The 17,864-nt window shown below is 58.1% G+C and carries 19 protein-coding genes; 13 read left to right on the forward strand and 6 right to left on the reverse strand.

From position 1 onward, the window contains the following. Nucleotides 1-34: 34 nt before the first annotated feature. Both ACP0GE_RS01900 and ACP0GE_RS01905 read right to left on the reverse strand, forming a co-directional pair. Nucleotides 35-1,495, reverse strand: coding sequence for an aldehyde dehydrogenase (locus ACP0GE_RS01900; RefSeq protein WP_424830308.1), 1,461 nt, complete (start codon nt 1,493-1,495; stop codon nt 35-37). Then, the gene (locus ACP0GE_RS01905) at nt 1,496-2,518 is read right to left on the reverse strand and encodes a succinylglutamate desuccinylase/aspartoacylase family protein (RefSeq protein ID WP_424830309.1); all 1,023 of its coding nucleotides are present in this window, start codon (nt 2,516-2,518) and stop codon (nt 1,496-1,498) included. It abuts the gene before it with no gap. Between the two features lie 132 nt (nt 2,519-2,650). On the opposite strand from ACP0GE_RS01905, the gene ACP0GE_RS01910 reads away from it, so the two are divergent. The 3 genes from ACP0GE_RS01910 to ACP0GE_RS01920 are packed head-to-tail and all read left to right on the forward strand — an operon-like array spanning nt 2,651 to nt 4,862. Further along, nucleotides 2,651-3,745 (forward strand): pyridoxal phosphate-dependent aminotransferase, encoded by a 1,095-nt coding sequence (locus ACP0GE_RS01910; RefSeq protein ID WP_424830310.1) that lies wholly within the window; start codon nt 2,651-2,653, stop codon nt 3,743-3,745. After that, nucleotides 3,745-4,293, forward strand: coding sequence for a decarboxylase (locus ACP0GE_RS01915; protein WP_424830311.1), 549 nt, complete (start codon nt 3,745-3,747; stop codon nt 4,291-4,293). The genes ACP0GE_RS01910 and ACP0GE_RS01915 overlap by 1 nt, the downstream gene beginning before the upstream one ends. Continuing rightward, complete coding sequence (locus tag ACP0GE_RS01920) at nt 4,290-4,862, forward strand: thiamine pyrophosphate-dependent enzyme (RefSeq protein WP_424830312.1); 573 nt, start codon at nt 4,290-4,292, stop codon at nt 4,860-4,862. The genes ACP0GE_RS01915 and ACP0GE_RS01920 overlap by 4 nt, the downstream gene beginning before the upstream one ends. Here the strand turns inward: ACP0GE_RS01920 and ACP0GE_RS01925 are convergent. Then, complete coding sequence (locus ACP0GE_RS01925; protein ID WP_424830313.1) at nt 4,849-5,745, reverse strand: LysR substrate-binding domain-containing protein; 897 nt, start codon at nt 5,743-5,745, stop codon at nt 4,849-4,851. The genes ACP0GE_RS01920 and ACP0GE_RS01925 overlap by 14 nt on opposite strands. Before the next feature lie 142 nt (nt 5,746-5,887). Between ACP0GE_RS01925 and ACP0GE_RS01930 the strand changes: the two genes are divergently transcribed. The 4 genes from ACP0GE_RS01930 (at nt 5,888) to ACP0GE_RS01945 (ending at nt 9,350) form a co-directional block, all read left to right on the forward strand. Further along, complete coding sequence (locus ACP0GE_RS01930) at nt 5,888-6,739, forward strand: amino acid ABC transporter permease (RefSeq protein WP_424830314.1); 852 nt, start codon at nt 5,888-5,890, stop codon at nt 6,737-6,739. A gap of 39 nt (nt 6,740-6,778) precedes the next feature. Continuing rightward, on the forward strand, nt 6,779-7,609 hold the full coding sequence (locus tag ACP0GE_RS01935) for a transporter substrate-binding domain-containing protein (RefSeq protein WP_424830315.1): 831 nt from the start codon (nt 6,779-6,781) through the stop codon (nt 7,607-7,609). A 71-nt stretch (nt 7,610-7,680) separates the two neighbouring features. Further along, entirely contained in the window at nt 7,681-8,586 is a 906-nt protein-coding gene (locus ACP0GE_RS01940) for an amino acid ABC transporter permease (protein ID WP_424830316.1), read from the forward strand. A gap of 11 nt (nt 8,587-8,597) precedes the next feature. Beyond that, nucleotides 8,598-9,350 (forward strand): amino acid ABC transporter ATP-binding protein, encoded by a 753-nt coding sequence (locus ACP0GE_RS01945; protein ID WP_424830317.1) that lies wholly within the window; start codon nt 8,598-8,600, stop codon nt 9,348-9,350. Between the two features lie 9 nt (nt 9,351-9,359). Here the strand turns inward: ACP0GE_RS01945 and ACP0GE_RS01950 are convergent, their stop codons facing one another. Further along, nucleotides 9,360-9,938: a helix-turn-helix domain-containing protein gene (locus ACP0GE_RS01950; RefSeq protein ID WP_424830318.1), complete on the reverse strand. Its 579-nt coding sequence runs from the start codon at nt 9,936-9,938 to the stop codon at nt 9,360-9,362. 113 nt (nt 9,939-10,051) lie between these two features. On the opposite strand from ACP0GE_RS01950, the gene ACP0GE_RS01955 reads away from it, so the two are divergent. The 6 genes from ACP0GE_RS01955 to ACP0GE_RS01980 all read left to right on the forward strand — a co-directional run bounded on the left by ACP0GE_RS01955 (nt 10,052) and on the right by ACP0GE_RS01980 (nt 16,392). After that, on the forward strand, nt 10,052-11,302 hold the full coding sequence (locus ACP0GE_RS01955) for an FAD-dependent oxidoreductase (protein WP_424830319.1): 1,251 nt from the start codon (nt 10,052-10,054) through the stop codon (nt 11,300-11,302). 13 nt (nt 11,303-11,315) lie between these two features. Next, entirely contained in the window at nt 11,316-11,573 is a 258-nt protein-coding gene (locus ACP0GE_RS01960; RefSeq protein WP_424830320.1) for a sarcosine oxidase subunit delta, read from the forward strand. Beyond that, nucleotides 11,560-14,430, forward strand: a complete 2,871-nt coding sequence (locus ACP0GE_RS01965) for a 2Fe-2S iron-sulfur cluster-binding protein (RefSeq protein WP_424830321.1) — start codon at nt 11,560-11,562, stop codon at nt 14,428-14,430. Before ACP0GE_RS01960 ends, ACP0GE_RS01965 begins: the two co-directional genes overlap by 14 nt. A gap of 3 nt (nt 14,431-14,433) precedes the next feature. Further along, on the forward strand, nt 14,434-14,931 hold the full coding sequence (locus tag ACP0GE_RS01970; protein WP_424830322.1) for a sarcosine oxidase subunit gamma: 498 nt from the start codon (nt 14,434-14,436) through the stop codon (nt 14,929-14,931). A gap of 11 nt (nt 14,932-14,942) precedes the next feature. Continuing rightward, the gene (locus tag ACP0GE_RS01975) at nt 14,943-15,347 is read left to right on the forward strand and encodes a RidA family protein (RefSeq protein ID WP_424830323.1); all 405 of its coding nucleotides are present in this window, start codon (nt 14,943-14,945) and stop codon (nt 15,345-15,347) included. 88 nt (nt 15,348-15,435) lie between these two features. Then, nucleotides 15,436-16,392, forward strand: a complete 957-nt coding sequence (locus ACP0GE_RS01980) for an AEC family transporter (protein WP_424830324.1) — start codon at nt 15,436-15,438, stop codon at nt 16,390-16,392. A 15-nt stretch (nt 16,393-16,407) separates the two neighbouring features. Here the strand turns inward: ACP0GE_RS01980 and ACP0GE_RS01985 are convergent, their stop codons facing one another. Continuing rightward, nucleotides 16,408-16,893: a transposase gene (locus ACP0GE_RS01985; protein WP_424830325.1), complete on the reverse strand. Its 486-nt coding sequence runs from the start codon at nt 16,891-16,893 to the stop codon at nt 16,408-16,410. A 111-nt stretch (nt 16,894-17,004) separates the two neighbouring features. Further along, entirely contained in the window at nt 17,005-17,367 is a 363-nt protein-coding gene (locus ACP0GE_RS01990; protein ID WP_424830326.1) for an IS110 family transposase, read from the reverse strand. Nucleotides 17,368-17,864: the final 497 nt, after the last annotated feature.

Here is a 17,864-nt window from a genome sequence, read left to right on the forward strand (position 1 = left end):
CCTCCGTTCGTCTCTTGTGTGTTCTGCGCAGGTGTCAGGGAAACGGATCCGGCACCGGTGCGGTGCCCGTCCAGATCGATTTGGCCTGCAGGAAATCCTTTACGGCGCCCGGGCCCAGTTCCCGCCCGTAGCCTGACAGCTTGATGCCGCCAATCGGGCTGGACGGATCGACGTTCCGGTAATGGTTGATGTAGACCGTTCCGGACTGGATTTCGCCCGCCACCCGCGCGCCCTTGTTCGCGTCGCTTGTCCACACCCCGCCCGCCAGACCGTAATCGCTGTCATTGGCCAGCGCGATGGCTTCGTCTTCGGTGTCGAAGGTGGTGACAGCAAGGACCGGTCCGAACACCTCTTCGCGCCAGAGCTGCATGTCGCGGGTCACATCTTCAAATATCGTCGGGCCGACATAAAAGCCTTGCCGCCCGTTTGCGGTCTCGGTTCCGTCCAGCAGACAGGTCGCCCCGTCAGCCTTGGCTTGCGCGATCATCGACTTGACTTTACGCAGATGCGGCTCATTGGCCAGAGGTGCGATCTGCGTGGCCGGGTCCATTGGGTCCCCCATCCGTAGCGCCTGCGCGCGTTCAACCAACCGTGAAACCAGCGCGTCTTTGATCGATGCCTCGGCAATTACACGCGAGCCCGCGACGCAGGTCTGACCGTTGGACAAAAAGATGCCGGACAGGATGCCGTTCACGGTGTTTTCCAGATCGCTATCGGCAAACACGACCTGCGGAGACTTGCCGCCCAGTTCCAGCGTGGTCGGGACCACTCCGGCCGAGGCGGCCTCGGCCACTTTGCGGCCGCCGATATCAGAGCCCGTGAACGTCACCTTGCGGGTCAGCGGGTGGCGAACCAGCGCTTCACCCACCTCATGTCCCAGGCCGGTCACCACGTTTAACACCCCGGGGGGCAGCCCTGCCTCGTGCGCCAGTCGCGCGAACTCTAGTGACGAGGCCGAGGCCATCTCAGAAGGTTTGACCACCACCGTATTGCCCGCTGCCAAAGCTGGGGCGATTTTCCACGCCAGGATCATCAGGGGTGAGTTCCATGGCGTAATCGCGACCACGACACCGTAGGGTAGCCAATGGCCAACGCTGGTCACGCCGGGGATGGAGTTGGCCTGTGCCTCGGGTTTAAGTTTGCGAGCCTCGGCGGCAAAGTACCTGAACCAACTGTGCAGGCCGGAAAGCTGGCCGCGGACCTCGGTGATCCGTTTGCCGTTGTCGCGGATTTCGGGTTCGACCAGTTCTTCCCACCTTGCCTCCAGCACATCCGCCAGAGTGTCCAAAATGCGCGCGCGCCCTTCGATGCCAGCGTCGGCCCAGGGCCCGGTGCGAAAGGCACGATTGGCATCCTGAATGGCGGTGTCGGCCTCATCAGCGCCGCAGCGCGCAACCTGGCTCCAGACCTCACCAGTGGCGGGATCGACGCTTGGTATGGTGTCGCCCTGCCAGTGTTGAAATTTACCCGAGATAAACGGAGCGTAGGTTTTCATTCAGTGTCCTTCAGAAACATCTTGGGCCACAAGCGCCAGCAGGTCGCCGCGGCGCACCATGCCGCGATTGCCATGGGCCAGCACAAAGCCGCTGTTGGGAAAAGTCAGGTCCAGAGCTGGTCGGGCCGGGTTATCGGGAAAGCGAAGGCAGCCAGCCCGGTCACCGGCCTGAACGCTCTGTCCGGCTGTGATGGACCGGTCAAACAGGCCGGTGCCGGGGGCAAAAACGGAATCGTGGGGCGATGCGATCTCAATGCGCCGCGCGCCAGAGCGTCTTGAAGGCGTGTCGCGGGTTATTCCCAGATGGGCCGTGCAGTGCAAAAGGCCCGCCTCTGCAATGTCTGTGAGTTCCGGGTTCACATTGCCACCACCACCCAGTTCGGCTGCAATCATCGGCACACCCACGCGGGCGGCTGCGGCGTTAACCGAACGGTTGTCGTTGTGTTCGCCCAACGCCCAGATCAGGGGCAGGCCAAAGGCCTCGGCCAACTCGAAGTTGGCGCGGGTCAGGGCAGCATCTGGTGTGCGGGCGGCCAGGGTGCAAGGGGTGAACACAGAAGCCTTGCCGCCGGAATGCAGATCGATCGCCGCATCTGCGCGCGGCAAGAGAACGGTTTCGACAAAATGCGCCAGCATTGCCGTCGGCCCGCCATCAATGTCACCCGGAAACGCCCTGTTCAGGTTCTGACCGTCCAGGGGCGACACCCGCGACGACGCCATCAGGGCGGGCGCGTTGAGGGCAGGCAGCAGAATGACCTGCCCTGACATCTGCGATGGCTCCAATCGCGCGGCAAGGCGCAGAATTGAGGCCGGACCCTCGAACTCATCACCGTGTGTGCCGCCGATGATAAGAAGAGTCGGCCCCTCTGATCCGCGCAAACTGATTATCGGGACAGGATGATAGCCCAAGGGCACGGAGTTGTCCGACCATTTCACCATCACATCCCCTACCTGCCGACCGGGTGCGTCCAGATCGATGGTCAAGTGCAGCCTGCCTGCCAGAGAAGTGCGCGGGTCGGTCATGTTTCTCCTGTCGCGGGATGGTTTCGGCATTCTTCTTATCATAATTTTTTTGTAAGTGAATTGCAAAAATATGTTTACTATGTGATATGACGAAATAAGGATGACGGGTAGTATCGGCACAGGAGGGACTGTATGGCTGTTACGCGTGCGAAAGTGGGAATAGACCGGATCAAGCCGCACATGGTGGGCGGCGCGACCGACGAAGTTCCGCCAGCCTCAGTTTTGCTGAACTCCAATGAAAGCGTGTTTGGGCCAAGCCCGAACGCAATTGCAGCGGCGCGTGCAGCCGTCAGCGGAATTGAAAGGTATCTGGAGAATCCGGATCAGGTGCTGGCCCCGGCCATTGCTGCGCATTTTGGGTTGGATGGGTCACGTATCACCACCGGTCAGGGATCGGATGATCTTTTGGCTCGTCTGGCCCGCGCCTATCTGGGGCCGGGTACAGAACTGATCCGCAGCGCCAACGGGTACCTGAAGGTTCCGAACTACGCGCATGCCAACGACGCGGATGTTGTTTCAGTTGCTGACGATGGTTTTGTGCCGTCCGTGGACCGGATGATCGCGGCTTTGACGGATTGCACCCGCATTGTCTATCTGGCCAATCCCGAAAATCCGGCAGGCACATATCTGAGCGGTGCCGAGGTCAGGCGTTTGCACGCTGCATTGCCTGACAATGTGTTGCTGGTGATTGACGCCGCATATGAGGAATATGTCGACGCCGAAGACTATGAGCCTGCTCATAAGCTGGTTGACGAGGCGGACAATGTCGTAATGTGCCGAACGTTTTCGAAAATCTTCGGCCTGGCAGGCGCGCGTGTCGGTTGGATATACGGCCCCGAAGACGTGATCGATTCCGTTCGGCGGATTGCGCTGACTTTTCCCGTTGCGTCGCCCTCGGCGGCTGCGGCGCTTGCCGCATTAGAGGACCGGTCGCATACGCAGTTTGTCTTTGATGCCAATCGCAAAGGTCGCGAGTGGCTGACATCGGAATTGGGCGCGCTAGGATTGTCGGTGGTGCCGAGCCAGGCCAACTTTTTATTGGTGCATATGCCCGACCCTGAAAAATCAGCAGCAGCAGCGGACATGGCTTTACGGCAAAAAGGCATCGCAGTGCGCCGTTTCGCGTCACCCGCGTATCAGGACTATATCCGTATTTCGATCGGGCATCGGCACGAACTGAAGGCGGCCCGCGACGGGATCGCAAGCTTTTTGAATGGAGGGGCGTGATGGTGGCTGCACCAACACTTGCTGACGATGCGCCGGTGGTGGCGCATCCGTCCGGGGCAAGGATCATTGCTGGCATCAAGGCGGCCGGGGTTCGGGAAATTGTTGCCTTGCCGGATATTGTAACCAGCGATGGTCTGCTGTGGCCGATCTCAAGGGATCCTGATTTTCGCCTGACACGAATCTGCAAGGAAGACGAGGGTGTCAGTATCTGCGGGGCAATGTCCTACAACGGGACCAGATCAGTGCTCATGATGCAGCAAACCGGCTTGATGGACTCGCTGAACGCGATCCGGGCCATTGGGGTCGACTATGAGCGGCCTATCGTGATGATGGTCGGCCTTCAGGGGAAAGAGCCGCATGTGCATCCCGATCAATCGGCCTCGTACGGGGTTCGGATCATCCGCCCGGTACTGGACGCAATGCAGATTTCGCATTCGATGATTGAAGAACCCGAGGACGTCGATCATGTTCCGCAAGCGATTGCAGCGGCTTACGCGGCATCGCACCCGCATATTTTCCTGATTGGCCGCGCGCCGGAGGCAGTATGACCCTGTATCGTGACCAAGCGCTCAAGGCGCTGATCCCGCATGTGAATGACCGCGATATCGTAGTGGCCGTATACCAAAGCTGTTTCGATTGGCTGCAACTCAACCCCCGTGACCTGAACTATGTCGCGGTGGGGGCGATGGGGCAGGCCAGCTCGCATGGGCTGGGGCTGGCTCTGGCCAATCCCGACCGCCGGGTGATCGTGCTGGATGGGGATGGGAGCCTGCTGATGAACCTTGGTTCGCTGGTCACCATTGCCAATTCCGGGGTGACCAATCTGTATCACTTTCTGTCGGCCAACCGGGTATACGAGGTCAATGGCGCACATCCGTTGCCGGGCGCGGATCAGGTGGATTTCGAAGGGTTTGCCCAATCCGCCGGATATGCCGGTTCGCATAGTTTCACCGAACTGGATCAGTTCACCGAAGCGCTGCCCGCAATTCTGACCGCGCCCGGGCCTCAATTCGTGAGCATGGAAGTGATGCCGGGTGATGCCTATCCACGGGACTATGCCTATATCCACAGTGCTGGCGCACGTGAGAAATTCCGCGCCGCGCTTACTCGGGGTTGAGCGAGTCGCGCGCGAGGTCCAGAAAGATTTGCGCCACTGCTGACAGCGGTCTGTTCTTGGACCAGAATAATACTGCCCGGAAATTCAGCGGCGCGGCGAAAGGCAGGGCAACGCAGCCCGGGATCGTTTCCAGATAGCTTTTTGATGAGCCGACAATCGACACTCCGAGTCCCTTTGCTACCAAGCGGCAGATACCGTCAGTGGTGCGGGTTTCGTATTTCATGCTGCGCGATACGGATTTTGCCTCGAAGAAGCGGTCGACCTCAAACCGGAAGCGCGATGAACTCATGTACGAGATAAAACACTCGTCCGCCAGGTCACGGGCATGGATGACGGCTTTGTCTGCCAGGCGGTGGCCCTTTGGCAGGACGCAATAGACATCGTCATCCGACAATATCAGACTGTCAAATGACGGATTGGAGGGCTGGCTGGACGTGATGCCAAAATCATAGCTTTGCGCCACCATCCATTCGACCGAGTCGTCATTGGCTTCGAATTCCATGCGCGCCATGGAATCGGGGCAGGCGGCTGCAAAGGCGCCAATCAGATCCGGTGCCAGTTGCGAAGCAAAGGCCGGGGTGGCCACCAAGCTCAGCCGCGCATGCCCGAAACTGCCGATCGCCGTCGCAGCCTGCTTGATATGTTCCATCCCGCTGACCGCCTGGCGAACCTCCTCTACCAGTAGCCGGGCTTCGTCCGTTGGCACAAGTACCCGGCCCGAGCGTTGAAACAGGGCAAACCCCACTTCGGCTTCGAAATCTGAAATCAGGCGGCTAACGGCAGGCTGCGATATACCCAGCATTTCAGCCGCTTCTGTCACCGTTCCGGTGGATACGACCGTACGAAACGCATCAACCTGTCTGAAAGTAATTTTCATAGCCATCGTATTTCCACTATCGAAGGATTTTAGGCAAGAAGTTTCGTATTATAGCATTTATGAAAGTAAAATTACCAAAATCGTTGACAAAGCTATATATTGCACATGATACTCATCAAATAAATCAGCAGCGGACCAGGGGGACTGCATGCAGGGAAGGGTTGCCGCAGCAACACCGCGCAATGAGCGTCAGCGTGAGGAAGCGGGCTTTGACGCAGCAGCTTTCAGCCGTACGACCTGGCAGGTCGGGCAGGCCGTCCTGATCTTCGCTGTTCTTGGGTTTCTGATCTGGCGCGGTGCCCAGGCCATGGACTACAATTGGCAGTGGTACCGGGTGCAGCCCTTCTTCTATCGCGTCATTGATGGCGAGCTTATCTGGGGTCCGTTGGTTCGGGGTTTGATCCAAACGCTAAAGTTGGCTGCTACTGCCGGGATTATTGCGATCCTGATCGGGTTTGTTACGGCCTTCGCAAGACTGTCCAATTCGATCTCGGGGCGGATCATCGCAAAGGTCTATCTTGAGGCGATCCGGAACACGCCGCTGCTTGTGCAACTTTTCCTGTTCTACTTCGTGCTGGCGCCAATCTTTGGCATCGACCGTTTCTGGGCCGCCATTCTGTGTCTGGCTTTCTTCGAAGGCTCTTTCGCCGCTGAAATCATTCGCGGGGGCATTACGGCTGTTGACAAGGGGCAGTACGAAGGTGCGGACTCGATCGGTTTGAGCGTTGCCGACAAGTATCGTTTTATTGTTATTCCACAATCCTTGCCTCTCATCCTGCCGCCACTCACGGGGCTTTTGATCTCGCTGATCAAGCATTCGGCGATTGTCAGTGTGATTGCGGTATCGGAACTGACCACTGCGGGGCTGAACCTGATTGCCGATACGTTCATGGCGTTTGAAGTGTGGTTCATCGTGGCCGGGATGTATCTGGCTGTCACCGTCACTTTGTCCGTCCTGGTCAGCCTGTTCGAGCATTCACTCAACAAGGGAAAACGATAACCCTTTGAAAACACTGAACCCAACATCGGAGGATATAAAATGAAGTTCCTGAAACCACTTAAGGGTTTTGCCGTTGCAGCGGCACTGGCTGTCACCAGCGTTGCTGCATCCAGTGTCCCGGCTGCGGCAGAAGGCGTGCTGGAGGAAATCCAGAAACGCGGCAAGCTGCGGGTTGGCATGGCCACGTTCGTGCCATGGGCCATGCGCGACAAGGAAGGTAACCTGATCGGCTTTGAAATCGACGTGGCCAAGAAAGTAGCTGCGGACATGGGCGTCGAGATCGAGTTCGTACCCACTGCGTGGAGCGGTATCATTCCCGCCCTGATCGCCAAAAAGTTCGATGTCATTATCGGCGGTATGTCGATCACGCCCCAGCGCAACCTGACTGTCAACTTCACCATTCCCTACGCGCATTCCGGCCAGCAAATGGCTTCCAACACCGCGCTGGCGGGGGAGTTTGGCGCATTGGATGACTACAATGACACCAGCGTGACAATTGCCTGCCGTCGGGGTGCCACACCCTGCAATATTGCCGAAAACCGCTTTCCGAAAGCGACAATTCGCAAGTTTGACGACGATGCGCAGGCCTTTCAGGAAGTTGTAAACGGGAACGCACATGCGATGATCTCGTCGGCACCCAAACCGCGGTTCTGGGCAGACGCCTACCCTGACAAAGTGTTCCTGGCCAATGACGGCGAGAACCTGACGCGCGGTGACGAGGCCTTTGCGCTGCGCAAAGGCGATCCGGATGCACTCAACTTCTTTTCGAACTGGATTCTGGTGAATTCTTCGAATGGTTGGTTGCAGGAAACCCATGACTACTGGTTCAAGGATCAGTCGGCCTGGAAAGACATGGTTGCATCTAACTAAGCCTTGCCCAGGCAAAGCGGAGGCGCCGGGTTTGTCCTGCGCCTCCGGAACTTACTCAGGTGATGGTTCCTATGGACAGAAACACTCCTCCTCCCGCAGCGCCCAGGAAATCTCTTACGGTTTCTGACTATGTTATCTTTGGCATCGTGGCAGCTGTGGTGGTGTATGCGGGTTATCAGGTCAATGATGTGTTGGTCTACCGCTGGGATTGGTCGCGGGTCCTGTCATTCCTCATCCGTTGGGATCCTGAGAGGCAGGAGTATGTAAGCAACCTGCTGTTGACCGGGCTGTTCACCACCCTGCGGCTGGCCATCTGGGGGACCGTTTTCGCAACCATCATCGGGATCGTCATGGGGTATTGGCGAACCTGCGAGAACCTCACGCTCAGGATCATCAGCCGCGCCTACGTCGAACTGATCCGCAATATCCCGCCGCTGGTCTTCATCTTCATTTTTTTCTTCTTCATTTCCAGCCAGCTTTTCCCGGCATTGGGTCTGGAAGACATTGACCCTGAAAATCCGGTCGTAAACAACTCGGTCTTTACATTCCTGTTCGGGCAACCCGCGCTTCTGTCGAACTTTCTGGCCGGTGTTTTGTGTCTGGCGATGTTCGAAGGTGCCTATATCACCGAGATCGTGCGCGCCGGTATCCAGTCCGTAGCAAAAGGTCAGTGGGAAGCAGCGCGTGCCATCGGCCTGTCGCCATTCAACGTGTTGCGCGACGTGATCATGCCGCAGGCCCTTCGCAAGATCCTGCCGCCGCTTGCTGGCCAGTTCATCACCCTGATCAAGGACAGCGCCATCGTATCGCTGATCTCGATTCAGGAGCTGACCTTCATGGCCACCGAAGTCGCCGCGACCACAACCAAGGTGTTCGAGACCTGGATCCTTGTGGGCGCGATGTACTTCGTCTTGTGCTACAGCTTTGCCCTGTTGTTCGACTGGCTTGAACATCGGACAACCAGAACCCGCCGTTAGGAGACTTATCTATGCCCGACGCATCCGCCAATCCGCTGGTTGAAATCACCGGAATGAGCAAATGGTATGGTCAGTTCAGTGCGTTGCACGACATCAACCTGACCGTGAACGAAGGCGAGAAAGTGGTTGTCTGCGGCCCGTCCGGTTCAGGGAAATCGACGATGATCCGCTGTATCAACCAGCTTGAGGCGCATCAAAAGGGTACCATTGTGGTCGATGGGGTCGAAGTTACACCAGACATGAAGAACATCGCCGACATCCGCCGCGAGGTCGGGATGGTGTTTCAAAGCTTCAACCTGTTTCCGCATATGACAATTCTTGAGAACCTGATCCTCGGGCCGATGCGCAATCGTGGGGTCTCCAAGAAAGATGCGACTGATCTGGCGATGCATTACCTTGAACGTGTGCATATCGCACAACAGGCCGACAAGTACCCGCCGCAATTGTCGGGCGGGCAGCAGCAGCGTGTCGCGATTGCGCGGTCGCTATGCATGAAACCCAAGCTGATGCTGTTTGACGAGCCGACCTCGGCGTTGGACCCCGAGATGATCGCGGGCGTTCTGGATGTGATGACGGAACTGGCCGAGGAAGGCATGACCATGATCTGTGTGACCCATGAGATGGGTTTTGCCCGCAAGGTGGCTGATCGGGTTGTCTTTATGGACGAAGGTGAAATCATCGAAGTTGCCGAGCCTGAGGAGTTTTTCGGCAACCCACAAAGCGACCGGGCCCAGTTGTTCCTGAGCCAGCTTTTGGGGCACTGAATTCGCCGATCACTGTGGGCGGGTTGAGACGGTTATGAACTCAACCTCATCCGACTGGATTTCGCGAAACCCATGGGGCAGTTTGGCGTCAAAGCTGAGCGTATCCCCGGCGGACATCGGGAAATCTTCGTTGCCGCATCTGTAAATCGCCTTTCCTTCGATCATGTAGATGAACACATGCCCTTCATGCTGATAGCGAGGCAGGGCACCTGCGTCGGTGCGGTGGATGCGGATGCGCGCGGATTGAAACGATCCGCCCGGCCCGCTGTGTTTGCCCAGCAGCAAATAGTCATGGGCGTGGTCTTGCGTGATACGTCGCCCCGGCAATCCCGCCCCGGCGCACACATGATGGACATCGGCGGCGGAGTCAGAGTGCGCAAACAGCGCCATCAACGGCACCGAAAGCGCATCGGCCAAAGATTGTAGTGTATTAAGAGACGGCGAAACGTGCCCGTTCTCTATCCGACTGATCATCGCCGTTGACACCTGGGCGTGTGAGGCCAGTTCAGTCACCGTCAGGTTCCGCTCCTGCCGCAAGCGTTGCAGGGTGCGCCCGATTTCTGTCTCGGTATCGATTTTTTCCGCCATTGGGTTCCGCGTCACAGTGTTTCATCGAAGCTGACCTTATCTGTTTTGAGGATTGCATGAAAGTACAGGATTTGCTTGACGGTTAATTACTGTTGATAAATAATATAACCAACATGCAAAATTACTCGATCTTCTCGCTTGTCCGAAATGGACTGTCCGGGCACAAAAACTGGCATCGGGCGTGGCGCAGCCCTCCGCTGCAAAGCCGGTACGATGTCATTGTCATCGGGGCGGGCGGGCATGGGCTTGCAACCGCCTACTATCTGGCCAAAGAGTTCGGCATCACCAACGTCGCGGTGTTGGAGCGGGGATGGCTTGGCGGTGGCAACATTGCCCGAAACACAGTCACCATCCGCTCGAACTACATGCGGGACGAGTCGATCCCATTCTACGTCAAGTCGGTGGAGATGTACGAAGGTCTGACGCGTGAGCTCAACTTCAACATGATGCATTCCAAACGCACCATGGTGGATGTCGTGCAGACCTGGCCAAAACTGAGGGAACTGCGCCGGCGTCAATTGGCGATGGATATCTATGGCTCGACCTATACACAGATCACCACCGAAGAGGTTCGCCGCCGCATTCCGGCCCTGACAGGTGGTGGACCGGACGCACGGCTGCCGGTGATCTGTGGGATGGTGCATACGGATGCAGCTGTAAACCGGCATGATGCCGTGGCCTGGGGTTATGCCCGGGGGGCCGATGCGTTGGGGGTCGAGGTTCATCAGCAGACACCGGTGCAATCACTGATCCGCGGTGATGACGGTGCGATTGCCGGGGTCGAAACCCCAAACGGCACTGTGCATGCCAAAAAGGTCGTGGTCGCAGTGTCAGGCCATACAACCACCCTGACCGAAACCGTTGGACTGAAACTGCCCCTTCGTACCATGAACCTGACGGCATTTGTTTCAGAGCCGGTTCAGCCCCTTGTCGATGTGATTGTGAATTGTCCCGACAGCGGTTTCTATTTCAGCCAATCCGACAAGGGTGAGATGGTGATCGGCGGGGCGCCTGACATGGGGCAGAGTTTTCGACGTGACATCAAACAGCACGTGTTCGAAGATACCGTCTCGGCGATGCTGTCGCTTTTCCCAAGTTTCAAGAAACTCAAGCTTATGCGGCAATGGGGCGGGCATCTGGACATCGCCCACGACGCGTCCCCGATCATGTCGAAGACCGACATAGGCGGGTTGTTTGTCACGGCTGGCTGGTGGGGTGGGTACAAAGCCATTCCGGCCGGTGGTCTGACGCTGGCCCATCTTGTTGCCAAAGGTGAACCGCACCCGCTTATGGCGCCTTTTACGCTCGACCGTTTCCGTCATCTGGATTTCGTGATGGAAGCCGGAACCACCACGGCTCGTTAAGCAGGACAGACTCATGATGAACATACCCTGCCCATTCTGTGGCAACCGCAACGAAAGTGAATTCATCTATGGCGGGCCGGTGGTTGATCCTCGGCCGGACCCGAACAGGGTCAGCGACGCCGAGTGGGTCGAGCATCTGACAATTGTGCCGAATCCGCTTGGTCCGGTGCAGGAAAGGTGGTGGCACGCACGCGGCTGCGGCATGTGGTTGACGATCTGGCGGGACACGAGGACCCATGACATTGGCGGGGGTCCTGATGGCACAGCGTAACAGACTGGCCACTGGGGGGCGCATAGATCGGCAAAAGAGCATTCGGTTTCGTTTTAACGGTCGGGAGCATGAAGGATATGACGGGGATACTCTGGCATCTGCGTTGATCGCCAATGGCGTGACGGTCACGGCCCGCAGTTTCAAATATCACCGTCCGCGCGGGATCGTGGGTCATGGCCCCGAGGAACCCGCATCATTGGTCGAGCTTGATGGCGCGGATGCGTCCGGCAACAACCCGGTTACCACGGTCCCGCTGCGCGAGGGGTTGAGTGCGCGTTCGGTCAATTGCTGGCCTTCGCCGGAATTCGATCTGGGGGGGATCAACCAGTTATTTGCCCGTTTCATCCCGGCGGGCTTTTACTACAAGACATTCAAGTGGCCCGACTGGCACCTGTTCGAGCCCTCAATCCGGAAGGCGGCCGGATTGGCTGCTGCGCCATCACGGCCTCCGACTGTGGGTCATTTTGAGGCGCGGCACGCACATGCGGATGTGCTAGTTGCCGGGGCCGGGCCCGCAGGCCTGATGGCCGCGCTTGAGGCTGGTCGGGCGGGCAAACGTGTTTTAGTGGCAGATGAAGGGGCTGAGGCAGGTGGCAGCTTACTGAACCGTTGCCTAACGATTGGTTCACAGGCCGCAATGGATTGGGTTGCCGATGCAGTCGCAGAGCTGTCTTCAATGGACAACGTGATCCATCTGCAGAATGCGACGGTGTGGGCCTATCGCGAGCACAATCTGATGATGGTCAATCAGCGTCGGACAGGTCAGGACAACGTGATCGAACGCAGCTGGCACGTACGCGCGGCTGAGGTCGTGATCGCCACCGGCGCAACCGAGCGGGCAATGGTCTTTGGTGACAACGATCGTCCGGGCGTCATGCTGGCCTCGTCGGTGCAGGCATATGTCAACCGATACGCTGCGGTGCCGGGGCAGCGGGTTGTTCTGTTCACCAACAACAACAGCGCCTATGCAGTGGCCGCAGATCTGGTGCGCGCCGGGCTTTCAGTTGAGGCGATCCTCGACAGCCGTCCGGGTGTACCGCAGGCGGCTTTGGATCTGGTGTCCGGCATCTCTGTGCAAGCTGAAACCGTTGTGGCCGGGGTGCGCGGGCACAAACGGATGCGTGCGGTATGCGCCATGCCGCGGGGTGGCGGCCCGCAAAGCTGGATCAGGTGTGATGTTCTGGGCCATTCCGGTGGCTGGAACCCGACCCTGCATCTGTGGTCGCAATCGCGCAGCACGTTACGGTTTGACGACGATCTGGCCGCCTTTGTCCCTGATCAGGCGGTGCAGGCCTGCCGTGCCGTTGGCGCTGCCGCGGGTATGTTAACATTGGATGGGATCGTTCCGGGCGGCAACGATCTACCTTACGAGATTGAACCGCTTTGGCGGGTAGATACGCCCGGACAACGTGGCAAGGCATTTCTGGACATTCAGAATGACGTGACAGTCAGCGACGTTCATCTGGCTGTGCGCGAAGGGTACTCCAATGTGGAACACGTCAAACGCTACACAACCGGCGGTATGGGCATCGATCAGGGCAAGACCGGCAACATCAACATCGTCGGCACAGTGGCAATGCAAAAGGGTGCTCCCTTGCCGGAGGTTGGCACGACCACTTTCCGCTCGCCCTATACCCCTGTGCCCTTTGGCGCGATTGCCGGACTGCGTGAAGATACGGTCCTGTTTCCCTATCGCCATACGCCGGTAACACAGTGGAACAAAGACAATGGCGCGGTGATGTACGAGGCGGGCGCGCGCTGGCGGCGACCGGGTTATTTTCCGCAACCGGGCGAGGGCTTGCAAGAGGCGGTGAACCGCGAGTGCCGCGCAGTGCGCGAAGGGGTTGGCGTCTATGACGGATCACCGTTAGGCACGTTTGAATTGAAGGGCCGAGATGTGTCGCGGTTCCTGGACTTTCTCTACACCAACGCGATGTCCAGTCTGAAACCGGGCAATGGGCGTTATGGCCTGATGTTGTCGGATGACGGGCTGATCCTGGATGATGGGGTCGCCTTCCGGCTGGATGAGCACCGGTGGATGGTTTCCACCTCGACGGGGCATGCGGATGCGGTCAACCAACATATGGAAAAGCTGTTGCAGACCGAATTCCCCGACTGGCAGGTGATGATCACCACCGTCACCAGCCAATGGAACAATGCAACCATCTGCGGGCCCAAAGCCCGTGACATGATGCGGGCTTTGGGCACAGATATTGATCTGTCACCCGAGGTCTTTCCTTTCATGTCCTTCCGCGATGGCACCGTCGCAGGGTTGCCTGCTCGGGTTATCCGCGTCAGCTTTACCGGTGAGCTGTCCTTTGAGGTCAACGTAGCCCCGCGCCATATGGCTGAATTGTGGGCGAAGGTGATGGCGGCTGGCGCGCCTTTTGGCGTCACGCCCGTCGGTTCGGAATCCAATCATGTTCTTAGGGTCGAAAAAGGGTTCCTCTCGCTGGGGCATGAGGTTGACGGTACCGTTGATCCTTTTGATCTGGGAATGGGTTGGGTCATGTCGAAGAAAAAGTCCGACTATTCGGGCAAACGCTCGGTCGCGCTGCGGCGCGCGTCCGGTAAACCCCGGCGCGAATTGGTCGGTTTTCTGCCGCAGGATCCGAACCGGCAAGTCCCCGAGAGTGCGCCACTAACCCCCGGTGGACGTAAAGAAGCGACCGAGGGTCTGGTCACCGCCTGCGTTTGGAGTGTGGTCAAAGACGGCTGGGTCGGGCTGGCGCTTTTGGAGAACGGGCACGCCCGTCATGGGGAAACGGCACATGTGCGCCTGACCGATGAAACCATTCCGGTCACAATCACTCCGCCTGTCTTCCACGACCCGGACAGCAAACTGCTGAGGTCCTGAGACATGAGCTATGATGTCGATATCGCCCGAACCGGAATGGCCGCGCTGTTCGATCTCAAGGGAGTACCTGAACCACTGGAGGCCTGGCTGATTGGCACGATGCCTGCCTTGCCGCGAAGACCGAACTCGAAATTCTCCGGGGATGGGGTCGATCTGCTGTATATTGGGCCCAATCACTGGCTGATCCGGGCGCCGTTGGATCAGGAGCAATCTCTGTCGGATCGCCTGAAACCTGAAACCTGCCCGCCGGATATCAGCATCGTTCGTGTCTCGGATACCCAGGTGTTTTTTCGCGTTGTCGGCCCACAGGCATCGGACATCATGGCCATTGCCTGTCCGCTAGATCTGCATCTTGCCAGCTTTGGCCCGCAGGATGTTACCTTTACGGAAATCTTCGGTCTCAAGGCATTGGTGCAGAGGTGTGAGGGCGGGTTTGAATTTGCCGTCGAACAAAGCTTTGCTGATATGGTCGAAGACTATCTGAGCCGCGCCAACGCCTGAGGAGGTGCCCCATGAGCCGCACACATATTCACAAGTATCAAACCCGCTATCATGCGCGGGCAACCTACTCCAAAGCGATCCGGGCGCGTGGGGATTTTGTGTTCATGCAGGGGCAGGTTGGCACCTTGTTGGACGGGACCCTTGTCGGCGAGGGTGATCCGGGTGCACAGGCCGATCAGGCCTGCCGCAATATCAGCCGCTGGATGGAAGAGGCGGGCGGCAGCATTGCGGACGTCTGCAAGCTGACGGTCTATGTGACCGACATTTCGTACCGTCCGGCGGTATACGAAGCGATCAATCGTTGGTTTGACGGTGTACATCATTGCTCGACCGGGGTGGTGGTGCAGGGGCTGGCTGATCCTGCGCTGCTGGTCGAGATCGACGCGATGGGAGTGATTGATAGTGACGCGGATTAAAGCCGGGAATGAAGCACCACGAAAGCCATTGTAATCGGTGCCGTTTCAGTGTCCGGTTGCTTCGGCCCCTTGCCGCACGTGACACGCCATGTTGACGACCCTGACCTCGATCTTGCCGATCTTTCTGATCATTGCGCTGGGCCTGGCCCTGCGCAAAGGCGGCATTCCCAGTACCGATTTCTGGAACCTGAACGACAAGCTGGTCTACTGGGTTCTGATGCCGTGCCTGTTGTTCACCAAAATTTCGCTGGCACCGATCGAGGCGGCATCGCTGGGGCTGTATTCGATTACCATTCTGGGCGGTTTTGTTGCCGCCTTGCTTTTTGGGCTGATCGTGCCCCGGCTGGCGGGTTTTTCGGCGCCTCCCGCGACCTCGATCCTGCAGGGAAGTGCGCGGCATAACTCATTCATTGGATTGGCGATGGCCGCCAATCTTTACGGGCAGCAGGGGTTCGATATCGCAATTCTGGCCACCGCCATACTGGTGCCTGTAACGAATATCGTGATGGTGGTGCTGATGGTCAGCACGCTGCAAACCCGAAGCTCTGGTTATCTGCCGATGGCTATTCTGCGTGAACTGGCGCGCAACCCTTATGTGATCGCAATATTGCTGGCTGTTCTGGTCAACCGCTTTGTCGGCGACCGTATTCCCGTGGTGCATGAGATATCCGATGTTCTGGGCGCAGGCGCGCTGCCGATTACCCTGCTGGCCGTGGGCGCCAATCTGCGGGTACGGGCGATGGCGGCGCGGGTGATGCCGATTGTGTTGTCTTTCGTCGGCAAGATGATGGTATTTCCGCTGGCCGTTCTGGCTATTGGCTTGATGGTCGGCCTGCCGCAGAACGTTTTGCAGATTGCTGTCGTCTATTCCGTGGTGCCGACAGGAGTGTCGTCCTACACACTGTCCAAACAACTGGGCGGAGACGCCCCCCTGATGGCCGCCATTGTCACGGTTCAAACACTTTTTTCGGCAATAACCATACCGATATCCCTGGCGTTGTTGCTTCCTTTGGTTGGGTCGGTCACTGCAGCAGTTTCAAACTGATAGCAACTGTATTTCTCAGGCAATCTGCGATCCCCACTTTTCGCGCGATTTGCATAGTGCGTTCACGATTGTAATGAGCTTTCGGGCAACTGCCGTAATGACCACCTTGTGCGGCTTGCCGGCGGCGCGAAGGCGATCTGCGAAGGTTTTCAGGACCGGGTTGTGATGGCTGGCAACGAGGGCGGCCTGGAACAACACGTGTCGCAGCGCACGACGTCCGCCTCCAATGGCGCGCTTGCCGCGCATTGCGCCGCTGTCATGTGCTATGGGAGCAAGGCCTGTGAGGGCTGCGGCCTGTTCGCCTGTGATCTGGCCGAGCTCTGGCATTTCAGCGATCAGCATCGTGCTGGCGACCGGACCGATCCCGGGGACGGAGCGCAGGATGTCACAGGTCGCAGCCAAGCTTTCTTCGGTTGCGATGGTCTGTTCGATACGGGTTTCGAGCCCTGCTATCTGACGATCCAGCAGGTCTTTCAGTTCGCCATCAATGGCTTCAAACATCTCTGCCGATCCCAATTTCTGATGCGCTTTGATCTGCACCAGAAGCCGCTTTCTTGTTTCAACGAGTTGCCCGCGCTTTGATGCCAAGGCTCTGAGTTGGCGCAATTTTTCCTATGGAAGGTTACGTCCTGCTTCGGGCCGGAACGTCATGAAGCGCGCAATCAGTTCGGCGTCGATCCGGTCCGTCTTGGCGCGCGTGCCACAACTGGCAGCAAAGGCCTTGATCTGTGCTGGTGGCAATTGCCTCGTGGCAATCCCAGCCGCATCGAGGGCGGACCACAAACGCCATTCCTGTCCGCCAGTCGCTTCAAAGCACACCAACGCGCCGTCCGCGCATATCGACCTAGCAAGCTTTGTATGTCCAACTTTCGTGTTTGGCAGGCGAAATCTCCAACCGTCTGGCAGGCGGTGGATATCCAGCCAATCGCGGCTGACATCTATGCCAATGATCCGTTCATGTGATACTTTGCTCATGCTCTCTTCCTTCTGCTCCGCGGTCCAAGGCGGCCGCAATCAACTGTTCGAGACGATGAAGAGAGGCGGTGCCGACAGGCTAGGAAACGTGGTCATGCCACAAGGGTCAGACGTCGAGCACCACCCCGCCATCGGCCCAGGCCGGGGCCGGTGACGGGGGAAATCTAGCAGATCAGAGATACAGAAGGGTCAGGACTCATGACCAGAACATGCTGATACGAAGACTTTTGGGCAGTGCCAGCCAATGCACCCCAGCCCAAGCAGGACAGGCCAATTCCTGCAGTGAAAGCGCGTCGGTTCATGAAGGTCTCAAGTGCTTATAACGGTGGTTCAAACAGCTGTTTTGAAACTATTCGCCAACGGTCCGGGCATCTACTTGGCGGTGTCCATACTGCGTTGGACAGTTCTCGCACTCTCTCTTGGTGGAGGACAAGGCACTGCGCCGCAGTATCGGCACAGGTTGTTCAACAGAGGAAAAGAGCCTTCGTTGGCTGAAG

The organism is Ruegeria sp., assembly GCF_965243365.1.
Classification (GTDB): Bacteria; Pseudomonadota; Alphaproteobacteria; order Rhodobacterales; family Rhodobacteraceae; genus Ruegeria.

Bases quoted from the DNA above. Each gene is read 5' to 3' on its own strand.
- ACP0GE_RS01900 (WP_424830308.1), bottom strand. From the start codon at position 1,495: ATGAAAACCTACGCTCCGTTTATCTCGGGTAAATTTCAACACTGGCAG.
- ACP0GE_RS01905 (WP_424830309.1), bottom strand. From the start codon at position 2,518: ATGACCGACCCGCGCACTTCTCTGGCAGGCAGGCTGCACTTGACCATC.
- ACP0GE_RS01910 (WP_424830310.1), top strand. From the start codon at position 2,651: ATGGCTGTTACGCGTGCGAAAGTGGGAATAGACCGGATCAAGCCGCAC.
- ACP0GE_RS01915 (WP_424830311.1), top strand. From the start codon at position 3,745: ATGGTGGCTGCACCAACACTTGCTGACGATGCGCCGGTGGTGGCGCAT.
- ACP0GE_RS01920 (WP_424830312.1), top strand. From the start codon at position 4,290: ATGACCCTGTATCGTGACCAAGCGCTCAAGGCGCTGATCCCGCATGTG.
- ACP0GE_RS01925 (WP_424830313.1), bottom strand. From the start codon at position 5,745: ATGGCTATGAAAATTACTTTCAGACAGGTTGATGCGTTTCGTACGGTC.
- ACP0GE_RS01930 (WP_424830314.1), top strand. From the start codon at position 5,888: ATGCAGGGAAGGGTTGCCGCAGCAACACCGCGCAATGAGCGTCAGCGT.
- ACP0GE_RS01935 (WP_424830315.1), top strand. From the start codon at position 6,779: ATGAAGTTCCTGAAACCACTTAAGGGTTTTGCCGTTGCAGCGGCACTG.
- ACP0GE_RS01940 (WP_424830316.1), top strand. From the start codon at position 7,681: ATGGACAGAAACACTCCTCCTCCCGCAGCGCCCAGGAAATCTCTTACG.
- ACP0GE_RS01945 (WP_424830317.1), top strand. From the start codon at position 8,598: ATGCCCGACGCATCCGCCAATCCGCTGGTTGAAATCACCGGAATGAGC.
- ACP0GE_RS01950 (WP_424830318.1), bottom strand. From the start codon at position 9,938: ATGGCGGAAAAAATCGATACCGAGACAGAAATCGGGCGCACCCTGCAA.
- ACP0GE_RS01955 (WP_424830319.1), top strand. From the start codon at position 10,052: ATGCAAAATTACTCGATCTTCTCGCTTGTCCGAAATGGACTGTCCGGG.
- ACP0GE_RS01960 (WP_424830320.1), top strand. From the start codon at position 11,316: ATGATGAACATACCCTGCCCATTCTGTGGCAACCGCAACGAAAGTGAA.
- ACP0GE_RS01965 (WP_424830321.1), top strand. From the start codon at position 11,560: ATGGCACAGCGTAACAGACTGGCCACTGGGGGGCGCATAGATCGGCAA.
- ACP0GE_RS01970 (WP_424830322.1), top strand. From the start codon at position 14,434: ATGAGCTATGATGTCGATATCGCCCGAACCGGAATGGCCGCGCTGTTC.
- ACP0GE_RS01975 (WP_424830323.1), top strand. From the start codon at position 14,943: ATGAGCCGCACACATATTCACAAGTATCAAACCCGCTATCATGCGCGG.
- ACP0GE_RS01980 (WP_424830324.1), top strand. From the start codon at position 15,436: ATGTTGACGACCCTGACCTCGATCTTGCCGATCTTTCTGATCATTGCG.
- ACP0GE_RS01985 (WP_424830325.1), bottom strand. From the start codon at position 16,893: ATGTTTGAAGCCATTGATGGCGAACTGAAAGACCTGCTGGATCGTCAG.
- ACP0GE_RS01990 (WP_424830326.1), bottom strand. From the start codon at position 17,367: ATGAGCAAAGTATCACATGAACGGATCATTGGCATAGATGTCAGCCGC.